This is a genomic window from Sphaerisporangium rhizosphaerae, from assembly GCF_042665155.1.
Classification (GTDB): domain Bacteria; phylum Actinomycetota; class Actinomycetes; order Streptosporangiales; family Streptosporangiaceae; genus Sphaerisporangium; species Sphaerisporangium rhizosphaerae.
In genome coordinates, this window is record NZ_JBHTCG010000008.1 from 64,207 (window position 1) to 76,118 (window position 11,912).

Annotated in this window: 13 protein-coding genes; all 13 read right to left on the reverse strand. The window is 70.5% G+C overall.

Annotation, left to right across the window (positions count from 1 at the left end):
• Window positions 1–284 precede the first annotated feature (284 nt).
• Window positions 285–2,471: a CehA/McbA family metallohydrolase gene (locus tag ACFQSB_RS14120; protein WP_380826827.1), complete on the reverse strand. Its 2,187-nt coding sequence runs from the start codon at window positions 2,469–2,471 to the stop codon at window positions 285–287.
• 510 nt (window positions 2,472–2,981) lie between these two features.
• Window positions 2,982–3,305 (reverse strand): DUF2469 domain-containing protein, encoded by a 324-nt coding sequence (locus tag ACFQSB_RS14125; protein ID WP_012888569.1) that lies wholly within the window; start codon window positions 3,303–3,305, stop codon window positions 2,982–2,984.
• A gap of 39 nt (window positions 3,306–3,344) precedes the next feature.
• Window positions 3,345–4,040, reverse strand: a complete 696-nt coding sequence (locus ACFQSB_RS14130) for a ribonuclease HII (RefSeq protein WP_380826829.1) — start codon at window positions 4,038–4,040, stop codon at window positions 3,345–3,347.
• Between the two features lie 130 nt (window positions 4,041–4,170).
• Window positions 4,171–4,947, reverse strand: a complete 777-nt coding sequence (gene lepB, locus ACFQSB_RS14135) for a signal peptidase I (RefSeq protein ID WP_380826831.1) — start codon at window positions 4,945–4,947, stop codon at window positions 4,171–4,173.
• 150 nt (window positions 4,948–5,097) lie between these two features.
• Complete coding sequence (gene lepB, locus ACFQSB_RS14140; protein WP_354842198.1) at window positions 5,098–5,919, reverse strand: signal peptidase I; 822 nt, start codon at window positions 5,917–5,919, stop codon at window positions 5,098–5,100.
• A gap of 269 nt (window positions 5,920–6,188) precedes the next feature.
• Window positions 6,189–6,554 (reverse strand): 50S ribosomal protein L19, encoded by a 366-nt coding sequence (gene rplS, locus ACFQSB_RS14145; RefSeq protein ID WP_354842196.1) that lies wholly within the window; start codon window positions 6,552–6,554, stop codon window positions 6,189–6,191.
• A gap of 234 nt (window positions 6,555–6,788) precedes the next feature.
• The gene (trmD, locus tag ACFQSB_RS14150; RefSeq protein ID WP_380826832.1) at window positions 6,789–7,625 is read right to left on the reverse strand and encodes a tRNA (guanosine(37)-N1)-methyltransferase TrmD; all 837 of its coding nucleotides are present in this window, start codon (window positions 7,623–7,625) and stop codon (window positions 6,789–6,791) included.
• 40 nt (window positions 7,626–7,665) lie between these two features.
• Window positions 7,666–8,181 carry a ribosome maturation factor RimM gene (gene rimM, locus ACFQSB_RS14155; protein ID WP_380826833.1) on the reverse strand — a complete coding sequence of 172 codons (516 nt, stop codon included), beginning with the start codon at window positions 8,179–8,181 and terminating at the stop codon, window positions 7,666–7,668.
• Window positions 8,182–8,324: 143 nt separating this feature from the next.
• On the reverse strand, window positions 8,325–8,567 hold the full coding sequence (locus ACFQSB_RS14160) for an RNA-binding protein (RefSeq protein ID WP_354842190.1): 243 nt from the start codon (window positions 8,565–8,567) through the stop codon (window positions 8,325–8,327).
• A gap of 1 nt (window position 8,568) precedes the next feature.
• Window positions 8,569–9,036 (reverse strand): 30S ribosomal protein S16, encoded by a 468-nt coding sequence (gene rpsP, locus ACFQSB_RS14165; RefSeq protein ID WP_354842188.1) that lies wholly within the window; start codon window positions 9,034–9,036, stop codon window positions 8,569–8,571.
• A 241-nt stretch (window positions 9,037–9,277) separates the two neighbouring features.
• Entirely contained in the window at window positions 9,278–10,831 is a 1,554-nt protein-coding gene (gene ffh / locus ACFQSB_RS14170) for a signal recognition particle protein (protein ID WP_380826834.1), read from the reverse strand.
• Window positions 10,832–10,955: 124 nt separating this feature from the next.
• Entirely contained in the window at window positions 10,956–11,516 is a 561-nt protein-coding gene (locus ACFQSB_RS14175) for a GTP-binding protein (protein WP_354842182.1), read from the reverse strand.
• A gap of 10 nt (window positions 11,517–11,526) precedes the next feature.
• Complete coding sequence (locus ACFQSB_RS14180) at window positions 11,527–11,910, reverse strand: DUF742 domain-containing protein (RefSeq protein ID WP_354842392.1); 384 nt, start codon at window positions 11,908–11,910, stop codon at window positions 11,527–11,529.
• Window positions 11,911–11,912: the final 2 nt, after the last annotated feature.

Genomic DNA, 11,912 nt, shown 5'->3' on the forward strand with positions numbered 1-11,912 from the left:
CCCGGCTCGCCGAACGAGTTTCTGTGGACAGACCACACCGCTGGTGGTGAGGTACGCGTCCACAGACACCGAAGTGAGGAGAGAAACGTCCTGATACGCGGCTGATTTCCAATGCCGCGCCACGGCGAAACGACCCCGAATGATGATATTTAAGGCCATCTCGGGGCTGTGGACAGACGACGACAGTTCGCTGCTGTGGGCCAGAGCACAACTCAGCGCGCCACCGGCTTCGGCACCGGGGGTCGGAGTGGGGGCGATCTTCGAGGGGTGGGCGTGGAGGAAGGTCAGGGGCGTAGGCGGGCGGCATAGACGCGTCTGGCTTCTTCGATCCGGCCGAGGTGGTCGTCGAGTTGCCCACTGGTGTCCAGGCGTGCCCGTTCTCGGATCAGTCGCTCCAGCCGGTCGAGCCACTCGAGGCACCAGTGGACGTCCTCGGCCCGGGACACCCGCCGGCCGCGCACGTCCACGTAGACCGGGCTGGTGTGCGCGAACACGTGGGTGAACAGCGAGCGCGGGTGCGGGCCGCCCTCGGCGAGGGCGACGATGTAGGTGGGCTCACCGACGGTGAACTCAACGCCGAACTCGGCCGTGGAATCCGCGGTGGTGAGGTCGTTGGGCGGGCCCTCGGCGAGAATGCCGGTCGCGGTGCGGATCGTGAGTCGCTCGACCTCCGGTCCGATCACCCTGACCGTGACTCTCACCCGGTCGCCGAGGGCGCGGTCGATCGTGTCCCCAGGGTGGTGACCGTCCACGGTGAGCTCCAGGAAGGGCCCCGTGGTGGCGAACGTGCGTCCGCGCCGCACCGCGTCGGCGTAGGAGGCGGCGGTCAGCGGCCCGTCCACCTTGGCGTAGGTCCGCTCCCAGCCCAGCGGACTCGCCACCGGTTCGATCCGCTGACGGGTGAACGACAGCATCGAGTCGGTGCCCGCGACGGCGGCCAGCCGGTTGCCCGCGCCGAGCAGCCTCCGGTACACCGCCGACGATCCGGCGGCCGAGGAGAAGTGCAGCACTTCCATGCTGTCGACCAAGCCGAGCGCGGCGTCGACCACCGCCATCCGCGCCGTGCAGGCGGGCCGTCCAGTGCCGATGATGTCCTCCGGCGCATCGATCGGCGAGTGGAAGCAGTGCGCGTAGCCGACGATCGCGCCGAGGTCGCGGAGCTCCTCGCAGGCCGTGCTGGTGGGCGGCCAGTCGGCGGTGCCGTCGAACCCGCTGTGGTAGCGGGCCGGCGGAGCGGTCAACCCGAAGGCGTGGAGGTGCCCGAACATGTCGTTGCGGTACTCGACGCCCATGCGGGCGATGTGGGTGGCGTCCGACCACGGCAGGTCCTCGCCCGCCCAGTGCTCCAGCGCCTCCCGGTCATAGACGCGCCGGCCGGAGACGTTCGCGGCGAGCAGGTTGAGCACGTGCAGGTCCTCGCCATGCTGCATGGCCGCCGCCATCGCCGGGGTCGCGACGACGTCCCCGGCGAAGTTGAGGTGGACGTGCAGGTCCGCGCCGTACCATCCCCTGGCCGCCGCGTCGTGGACCCGCGCCGGTCTCAACTCGACCAGTGTCTCCACGCAGGGCGCGTCCACGGTCTCCCCGCTAGGGGTGATCATGGTCTCCGCGGGGTCGTATTCCATGCCTCGGGTCACGCGGACGGTCAGGGGCTCGGCGGGTACGTCGAGGGCGATGTCGTCGCCGTGGAAGTACGGCACGTTGTGGTGGTCGTATCTGGCGGGGGCGCCCTCGGGGTACCAACCCTGGCCGCCGGCGCTCCATACGCTCCACCGGCAGGGGAACCCGGCGCGGACCCGCAGCCGCGCCCGTGGGGCGAGACGGGTCAGATCGGACAGGTCGACCCGCTCAGCGCCGACCGTCACCTCGGTCGCGGTGTCGAGCTCGACCAGCCGGGCCCCGCCGGGGGCGACGCGGTGCGCTCGTCCACCGACGCGGATCTCGGCCTCGGTCGCGCGGCCGTTGTCGATCAGCAGGGCCAGCGGGAGTGGCCTTCCGCCCGGTTCGAGCACGGTACGCGGCCGGCCGTCCAGTCGATGGCCTCCGTGCGTGAGCCGCAGCACGGCCAGGCCATCGGGCAGGTCCCCGTCGAGCGGCTTTCCGTCGAGCGGCTTCCCGTCGAGCGGCTTCCCGTCGAGCGGTCCATTGATCGGCCTCCCATCGAGCGGCTCTCCAATGACCGGTTTCCCGTCGGGCGGCTCTCCGTGGAGCGCGTCCCTGAGCACCTCGTCGAAGTCCAGCTCGCGCAGGAGGGCCTCCTGCTCGGCGGCGGTGGCGTCCGGACACTCGGCTCGCACGCGGTCGGAGGCGGCCCGAGAGAACGCCTCGTCGTCGACGAACCGCGACGGGCTCATGGCCCTGACGTACGCGATCGGGGGCTCACCCCAGGTGATTCCGTGCTCGGCCAGCGCATCGCGGTACTCCCGCAGCGCCTTGGCCACGACCTGCGGAAGCAGGGGATCGTCGGTCAACTCGTCCTCCCGGGAACCGTCGTTGTGCCGCAATGGTCACATCGACAGGAGGCAACCCGGCCGCAGGTCCCGGGAGACGGGTGAGGTTTCTTCCTCCCTCGGATCGCCTCTGTACAGCCGCGAGTCGCTGCCGGGATCCCCGGCGGCCGTACAGCCGTAGGAAGGCGACGCGCAGACAGCACACGGAGCGATTTGCCTACTGCTGAAGTGCTGAGGTCGGTAGCCCCCGCTCAGAGCCGGCACGGAAAGGCGTGTCCATGCGCGGGAGAGGGCGAGCGGCCCCCGTCGACGGCCAGACGCGGGGCCGCCGGGAGGCCGGCGGCCCCGCGTGGTGGGGACAGACGGCCGGCACTGGGCGCTGCGGCCGGGGTTCCACGATCGCCCCGCGCGGCACGGAAGACGCGACCAGCGTCAGGCCGGCAGCGGCCGGGATCGGCCGGTGGCCCCGCCGGGGCCGCGGGAGCGCGGCCGAGGAGGCGGGGTGAGGGGTTCGCCGGTGGTTCGCGGGTGTTAGTTGGAGAAGCCTTCCTTGGGCATCTCGAGGTCGGGCTTGGCCAGTTCTTCGACGTTGACGTCCTTGAAGGTGACTACTCGGACATTCTTGACGAAGCGGGCAGGGCGGTACATATCCCAGACCCAGGCGTCCTGCATCTTGACGTCGAAGAAGACATCGCCGTTCTCCGCCGTGCGGACGTCGAGATCGACGGAGTTGGTCAGGTAGAAGCGCCGCTCGGTCTCAACGACGTAGGTGAAGAGACCGACCACATCGCGGTACTCCCGGTAGAGCTGCAACTCCATCTCGGTCTCGTATTTCTCGAGATCCTCTGCGCTCATCCCGGTCCTCCACTTCCCTTCCTCCCCCGGTGCCGCCCATCAGAGGACACCGGCCCCCAATTCATTGTCGCCTATCTCGCCACCCGCTCCTGACCGCACCACCGAGTTCACCGTCACAAAGGAGAATCGATGATGCGGGCTGGGGCCGTGGGCGGCCAGAGCGCGCCGGTGACCGGCCGTGACGTATCCCTTGTGCTCGGCGAAGCCGTACTGGGGATAGAGATCGTCCAGCGAGGTCATCATGCGGTCCCTGGTCACCTTGGCGACGATGGACGCGGCCGCCACGCACGCCGAGACCTGGTCGCCCTTCCACACGGCCAACGACGGCGCGGGCAGGCCGGGCACCGGGAACCCGTCGATCAGAACGTACCCGAGATCACACCCGAGACCGGCGACGGCCCGCCGCATCCCGGCGATGTTGCACTTGTGCAGCCCGCGTGCGTCGATCTCCTCGGGCGGTGTCACGACGACCTGCACCGCCCGGGCCGTGGCGAGGATGCGGTCGTACAGCACCTCGCGCCGGGCGGGGGTGAGGAGCTTGGAGTCGGCCAGGCCGTCGATCTCGGACCGCAGGACCACGGCGGCCACCACGAGCGGCCCGGCACAGGCGCCTCGGCCCGCCTCGTCCACCCCGGCGATCGGCGACAGCCCGCGCCGCGCGAGCGCCCGCTCGTAGCCGTAGAGCCCGGAGTCCCGCCGTACGACGCTCGGGCGCGGGCGGTAGGTGACGGTCATGAGGCGTGCGGCTCGGCGCCCCGCCGCGAGGGAACGGACCGGCGCGAGGGTCGGGCCCTTCGGCCGGAGAACGGCGATGCGAGCGCGACCATGAACACAAGCCTACGCCCCAATCGAAGGGAGGGGTACGTTATCGCACCTTTGCGAAGGTCTCCGGGACGGGGAGGGTGCCGACGCGGGACAGGGGCCAGTAGAGGGCGAAGGCCCTGCCGACCACGTCGCCGGTGGAGATCGTGCCGTGGTACCGGTTCTTCATGAACGCGCGGGAGTCCTCCGAGGCGGCCCGGTGGTCGCCCATGAGCCACAGCCGGCCCTTCGGCACGGTGATGTCGAAGTTCTCCTGGGAGGGGTAGTCCTGCGGGTTGAGGTAGGACCGCTCGTCGAGCGCGACGCCGTTGACGGTGATGCGGCCCTTGGCGTCACAGCACTTGACGTGGTCGCCGCCGACGCCGATGACCCGCTTGATGAGCGTGGTGCCGTCCCAGCCGGTGAACACCACGACCTCACCGCGGTCGATGTCGCCGGTGATGCGGTTGACGACCACCCGGTCGTCGATCAGCAGGGTGTCCTCCATCGACTCCGACGGGATCCAGAAGGAGTCCAGGACGAACAGGCGCACCAGCACCGCGGCGAGGACCCCGATGAGCACCAGGACGACGGACTCGCGCCAGCCGGACTTCTTCTTCTCCTTCGCCACACCGGGAGCGTCGGGAGCACCGGAAGCGCCGCCTTCGTCCGCGCCGCCGCCTCGGTCCGCGCCACCGGCCCCGTCCGTGGCCCCGGGGCCGTCCTCGGAGCCCTCGGCGGGCCTGGGGACGTCCTCGGCGGTGCCCCGGCCGGCGGGATCGGCGGAGTGCGGAGCGGGGGCCGGGTCCTGAGGATCCGGATTGTCCTGTCTGACGCTCATCGGAATCGCGGGGCACCCTGGCGCCGGGAGGCCCGGGGAGAGCGGCCCTGTCTCCTTCGTCTTGGTCGGGGGGACGTCGGTGCGCGGCGCCCGGCCGCCCGCGTCAAAGCCGCGGGCGGAAACGGAGGCGGAGGTGGGCGCCGGAGAGTGTCAGCCGGCGCGGCCCCGGGCCCTGCGGACGACCCACCGGCGGCGCACCGCCAACAGCGGGAACGCCCCCGCGAAGCCCAGCAGCAGCGGCGCGGCGCCGTCCGCCATGGCGACGGTCTTCAGGGCGGCCTGGTTGAAGGTGTCGGGGATCGGCAGGGTGGTGGCGCGCGCGAACGGCCACACGATGACGAACGCCCGTCCGACGACCTTGTCCTTGGGGATGGCCCCGCCACCGGGGTCACCCTGGTGGGACCGCGAGTCGAGGGAGACCGAGCGGTGGTCGCCCATGACCCACAGGCGGTCCTTCTCGACCTTGATCTCGAAGAACTTCTGCGACGGCTGGTCGTCGGGGTACAGGTAGGCCTTCTCGTCCAGCGGGACGCCGTTGACCGTGATGCGCCCCTTGGCGTCGCAGCACTTCACCGTGTCGCCGGGCAGGCCGATGACGCGCTTGATGTAGTCCTTCTCGCCGGGGACCACCCCGAAGGCGGTGCCGACCCAGCGGAAGAAGCCCGCGACCGGGTTGGACGGATCGGGGACGTCGACCTCGGAGGCCCAGGAGTCGACCCCGGAGAACACCACGATGTCGCCGCGCTCGATGTCGCGCGTGTGGTAGACGAGCTTGTTGACCAGCACCCTGTCGTTGACGAGCAGGGTGTTCTCCATCGACTCCGACGGAATGTAGAACGCCTGGATCACGAAGCTCTTGATGATGAGCGCCAAGACCAGGGCGACCACTACCAGGACCGGGAGCTCACGCCAGAACGAGCCCTTTTTATCCTTGCCGCCCTTGGCGGACGGCTTGGTGTCTTCCGCGACCACGTCTACCTCGTCCCCGACGGGGCGGCGCGGACGCCGGCCCCCTGGCCATCGCTAGTCATCGCTGTCGAGCCTAAATGATGCGCGCTCCACGGCGGGTCGCCGACTCGGGATCACGTCCAAAGAAACTCCGCGTCCGAACAAGAGTGGACCCGGCGCCGACCCGAAGGCCGGCGCCCGGCGAGACGCCGCCGCAGGGTGCGAGTTGGGCATGACTTCAGCGAAATGGCCCGCATCCCTGAGCGGGTGCGGGCCGTCGCGGGCGCCCGGCCTTACTTGGAGGTGGGCAGCGCGTCGCGCTTCTCGCGGATGCGGGCCGCCTTGCCGCGCAGGTCGCGCATGTAGTACAGCTTCGCCCGGCGGACGTCACCGCGGGTGACGACGTCGATCTTCTCGATGACCGGGCTGTGCACCGGGAAGGTGCGCTCGACGCCGACGCCGTAGCTCACCTTGCGGACGGTGAAAGTCTCACGGGCGCCGCCGCCCTGCCGGCGCAGCACGAAGCCCTTGAAGACCTGGATGCGGGACCGGTTGCCTTCGACGACGCGGACGTGGACCTCGAGCGTGTCGCCCGGGCGGAAGCTCGGGACGTCACTGCGTGTGGAGGCCTTCTCAAGCTCCTGGATCAGCGTGTGCATGACAGCGGTTCCTCGATTTTAGCGAGCGCCCGGAGGTCCGCCCGGCCATGCCAGAGGCACGGCGACGAGGAAGACACGAGCGCTGGGCTGGATACGTCCAAAGGCCGGGCCGTCTGCCCGAGCCGACCACGCCAACCACAGGGCAGTTGGCAGCAGCGATTCAGTCTGCCATATCTTCCGCCTCGAAGCGAAACGAAGCGCGACCACCGCGCCGACGGCGAAGCGTGGTCGCCCTCAGGACGTCTCAGGGGGTTCGGGGACGACCGCGTCGCCACGACCCGTGGACGTTTCAGGGAGTTCGGGGACGACCGGACCCGTGGACGTCTCGTCGAGGACCTCGCGGTCGCGCCGGTCCAGAGCCCGCCGGTCGAGCCGCGCCGCCAGTTCGGGACGCTTGGCGGCCGTGCGCCGCAGCGCCTGGTCCCGCCGCCAGCGGGCGATCGCCCCGTGGTTGCCCGACAGCAGGATGGGCGGCACCTCGTGCCCGCGCCAGACCGGAGGCTTGGTGTAGACGGGGCCTTCGAGCAGGCCCTCCATCGCGCCGGGCGCGAAGGAGTCGTCGGTCACCGAGCCCGCGTTGCCGAGCACCCCCGGCAGCAGGCGGCCGACGGCCTCGACGATGACCAGCACCGCCGCCTCTCCCCCGGCCAGGACGTAGTCGCCGATGCTGACCTCGTCGAGGCGCAGGCTCGCCCCGTACTCGGCCATGACCCGGGAGTCGATGCCCTCGTAGCGGGCGGGCGCGAACAGCAGCCACGGCTCTTTGGCGTACTCCAGGGCCACCTGCTGGGTGAACGGCCGTCCGCTCGGGGTGGGCACGATCAGCCGGGGCGGCGCGCTCGCCGCCGCGACGACGGCGTCGATGGCCTCGCCCCACGGTTCGGGCTTCATGACCATGCCGGGGCCGCCGCCGTAGGGGGTGTCGTCGACGGTGCGGTGCACGTCGCGGGTCCAGTCGCGGAGCTGGTGCAGCCGGACGTCCAGCAGGCCCTTGTGGCGCGCCTTGCCGATGAGGGAGACCTCCAGCGGGGCGAAGTACTCCGGGAAGATCGAGATGATGTCGACGCGCATGGTCACCGCCCGCACGCCCCCGCGGCCCGCCGGGCGCCGGTCACGAGGTCTCCTCGGAGTCGAGCAGCCCGGGAGGGGCGTCGACGACGACGCGCCCCGCGACCAGGTCGACCTCGGGCACCAGGGCCTTGACGAACGGGACGAACACCTCCTCGCCGCGCCGGCGGATCACCAGCAGGTCCTGGCCGTGGTGGAGCACGTCGATGATCTCACCGACGGTCTCGCCGCCGGTGGTGACGACGGGCAGGCCGATGAGCTGGTGGTCGTGGAACTCGTCGGGGTCGCCGGTCGGCGGGATGTCCGCCGAGTCGATGACGAGCATGGTGCCGCGCAGCGCCTCCGCCCCCTCGCGGCCGCGCACGCCGTCGAAGCCGAGCAGCAGGATGTTCTTGTGCCAGCGCATGCTCTCGACGACCAGGGGGCCGGTGCCCGGCGGGTCGGTGGCCAGGGCGCTGCCGGGGGCGAAGCGCGTGTCCGGGTCATCGGTGCGCACTTCGATGGTCACCTCACCACGGATTCCGTGCGGGCGGCCGATGCGGCCGACGACCAACTGCACGTCGCTGCTCCTTAGGGGCTGAAGGGGCCGGCCTGACGGGGCCGGCGGGCGCGGCGCCCCCGCGGGGACGCCGCAACCGCGACAGGGGACCGCCCGGGTGCCGGGGGTCCCCTGTGCGGAGGTGGTTCGCCTCTGTGGTCTGGTTACCGGGCTTCGTTCAGGTCGACCAGGTCGACCCGGACGTACTTGCCGTCGCCCAGGGCGTTCATCACGGTGCGAAGCGCCTTGGCCGTACGGCCGCCACGGCCGATGACCTTGCCGAGGTCGTCGGGGTGGACCCGGACCTCCAGGACGCGCCCGCTGCGGATGCGGCGGGGGCGGACCAGGACGTCGTCCGGGTGCTCGACGATGCCCTTGACCAGATGCTCGAGGGCTTCCTCAAGCACCTCAGGCCTCGCCTTCCGGCTTCTCCTCGGCGGCGGCCGGCTCGGCCGGGGCGGCGGGGGTCTCGTCGGCCTTCACGGTCTTCTTGGCCTTGCGCTGCGTGGTGGCGTTGCCGGTGCCGGTGTCACCGGACAGCGACTCCTTGGCGGCGGCCTCGTAGATGGCGTGACGGTCGGCCTTGGGCTCGGCCACCAGCAGAGCCGGCGGGGCGGGCTCGCCCTTGAACTTCTGCCAGTCGCCGGTGAGCTTGAAGAGCTTCAGGACGGGCTCGGTCGGCTGCGCGCCGACACCCAGCCAGTACTGTGCGCGCTCGGAGTCGACCTGGATGAAGGAGGGGTTCTCCTTCGGGTGGTAGAGGCCGATCTCTTCGATCGCACGGCCGTCACGCTTGGTGCGGCTGTCGGCCACCACGATGCGGTACTGCGGGTTGCGGATCATGCCGAGCCGCTTGAGCTTGATCTTGACTGCCACGGGTGTGGTCTCTCCTGATTTCGCGCGTGGGTGAGCGGGCGTCTCGCCGAGTGGGGCACGACGGGATGACCGCCCGAGGGACAAGCATGACGCGCGGGGGTGAGAGGGCACCCACGGTCACGGTGTTCCAACATGTCATTGTGCCAGATGATTGGACGCCTGTCCGAATCGACGCCTCATGACACCTGACCACCTCTCCCGCCGGCGCATCGGTCGGACCGAAGGCGCCGGCGGAAGCGGGTCACTTCTGGCCGGGCAGGCGGAACTTGGAGGGGTCGAAGCCGGGCGGGAGCTCCAGCCCGGGCGGAAGCGTGCCGCCGCCGAGGCCGCCGAGGCCCGGCGGGAGCTGCGGCGGCGTCGGGGACCCTGCGCCGGCCGCGCCCGCCTTGCCGAGGGCGGCCTTGCGGGGGTCGCCGCTGACCCTGCGCCCCTTCTTCGGCTTCTTCTGCGCGGCCTTGCCTTTGCGTCCGCCGGGCATGCCGGGGATGCCCATGCCCCCGGCGACCTGCTTCATCATCTTCTGGGCGTCGAAGAAGCGGGTGACGAGGTTGCTGACCTCGGTGACCGAGACCCCCGAACCGCGGGCGATGCGCGCGCGCCGCGAGCCGTTGATCATCTTGGGGTCCTGGCGCTCGGCCGGGGTCATGGAGCGGATGATGGCGGCGACGCGGTCGAGGTCGCGCTCGTCGACCTGGTTGAGCTGCTCACGCATCTGCCCCATGCCGGGCATCATGCCGAGGAGGTTCTTGAGCGGCCCCATCTTGCGGACCATCATCATCTGCTCGAGGAAGTCGTCGAGCGTGAAGCCGTCGCCCGAGACGAGTTTGCCCGCCATCTTGGCGGCCTCTTCCTCGTCGAAGGTGCGCTGGGCCTGCTCGATGAGGGTGAGGATGTCACCCATGTCGAGGATGCGGGACGCCATGCGGTCGGGGTGGAAGGCGTCGAAGTCCTCGAGCTTCTCGCCCGTGGAGGCGAACATGATCGGGCGGCCGGTGATGTGCCGCACCGACAGGGCGGCGCCGCCGCGCGCGTCGCCGTCGAGCTTGGTGAGCACCACGCCGTCGAACCCGACGCCGTCCATGAACGCCTGGGCGGTGGTGACGGCGTCCTGGCCGATCATCGCGTCGACGACGAACAGCACCTCGTCGGGGCTGACGGCGTCGCGGATGTCCGCGGCCTGCTTCATCAGCTCCTGGTCGATGCCGAGGCGGCCGGCGGTGTCGATGATGACGATGTCGTGCTGCTGGCGCCGGGCGTGGTCGATCGACCCGCGGGCCACCGCGACGGGGTCGCCGACGCCGTTGCCGGGCTCGGGGGCGTGCACGGCGACCTGGGCGCGCTCGCCGACCACCTGGAGCTGCTGGACGGCGTTGGGCCGCTGAAGGTCGGCGGCGACCAGAAGCGGGGCGTGGCCCTGCTCGCGCAGCCAGCGGGCGAGCTTGCCCGCCAGCGTGGTCTTGCCGGCGCCCTGGAGGCCGGCGAGCATGATGACGGTCGGGGGGGTCTTGGCGTACCGCAGGCGGCGGGTCTCGCCGCCGAGGATCTGCACCAGCTCGTCATTGACGATCTTGACGACCTGCTGGGCGGGGTTGAGCGCCTGGGAGACCTCCGCGCCGCGTGCGCGCTCCTTGACGTGGGACACGAAGTCCCTGACGACCGGAAGCGCGACGTCCGCCTCGAGCAGGGCGATGCGGATCTCTCGACATGTGGCGTCGATGTCGGCGTCGGTAAGCCTGCCCTTGGACCTGAGGGAGGAGAAGACCGATGTCAGCCGGTCGGAAAGCGTCTCGAACACGTGATTGGCCAGCCTCTGCGCTACGGGTCGTCCGGGGTCTTCGCGTCTGCGACTCGACCTCCCAGCCTATCCGCTCCGCGGCCCGGTCACGCGTATCGAGCGGAGGCGGGGAGGCCGGACGCCGTCAGCCGCGCCAGCCGGGCACCGAGACCCGCATGGTCAGGGCGTGCTCGACCAGCGAGATCAGGGTGCTTTTCACCGATTCCCGCTGACGGGCGTCGGTGCGGACGATCGGGATGTGGGGAGCGAGGGTGAGGGCGTCGCGCACCTCTTCCTCGCTGTGCGGGTACTGCCCCTCCCACCCGTTCAGTCCGATGACGAACGGCAGCTTCGCCTCCTCGAAGTAGTCGACGGCGGGGAAGCTGTCGGCCAGGCGGCGGGTGTCGACCAGCACGACGGCGCCGATGGCGCCGCGCACCAGGTCGTCCCACATGAACCAGAACCGGTGCTGGCCGGGCGTGCCGAACAGGTAGAGGATCAGCTCGCTGTCCAGCGACACGCGCCCGAAGTCCATCGCCACCGTGGTCGTGGTCTTCTGCGGGATGAGGCCCAGGTCGTCGATGCCCGCGCTGGCGTCGGTCATCACGGCCTCGGTGGTGAGAGGCACGATCTCCGACACCGCCCCGACGAAGGTCGTCTTGCCGACGCCGAAACCGCCGGCGACGACGATCTTCGTCGAGGTCAACCCGCCACGGCTAGAGCCTGCGAAGTCCACTGAGAACCCTTTCGAGCAAGTTGAGATCCGGCTTGCCGGCGTCGAGCTGCGGCTGGTGCAGCTGGACGAGGTTTTCCGCGGCCATGTCGGAGATCAGCACGCGGGCCACGCCCAGCGGGACCCGCAGAAGCGCGGAGATCTCGGCCACGGAGCGCACCTGGCGGCACAGCGTGTTGATCGCCTGGTACTCCGGGATCAAGCCGGAAATATCTTGGTATGGCGGAATCGTGGAATGTACCAGCGTCTCCATGGCCAAGTGCGTCCGCGGCGTCGTCCTGCCGCCGGTGACCGTGAAAGGCCGGACCGGCGACGACGGCTCCTGTTGGTAGCGTCGTAACCCGTCCTCCCAGCCCGGGCCGCCCATGG

What these genes read in the sequence shown, in the direction of transcription:
- ACFQSB_RS14125 (WP_012888569.1), bottom strand. Translation starts at nt 3,305, where the DNA reads ATGAGCGCAGAGGATCTCGAGAAATACGAGACCGAGATGGAGTTGCAG.
- ACFQSB_RS14130 (WP_380826829.1), bottom strand. Translation starts at nt 4,040, where the DNA reads ATGACCGTCACCTACCGCCCGCGCCCGAGCGTCGTACGGCGGGACTCC.
- lepB (WP_380826831.1), bottom strand. Translation starts at nt 4,947, where the DNA reads ATGAGCGTCAGACAGGACAATCCGGATCCTCAGGACCCGGCCCCCGCT.
- rplS (WP_354842196.1), bottom strand. Translation starts at nt 6,554, where the DNA reads ATGCACACGCTGATCCAGGAGCTTGAGAAGGCCTCCACACGCAGTGAC.
- trmD (WP_380826832.1), bottom strand. Translation starts at nt 7,625, where the DNA reads ATGCGCGTCGACATCATCTCGATCTTCCCGGAGTACTTCGCCCCGCTG.
- ACFQSB_RS14180 (WP_354842392.1), bottom strand. Translation starts at nt 11,910, where the DNA reads ATGGGCGGCCCGGGCTGGGAGGACGGGTTACGACGCTACCAACAGGAG.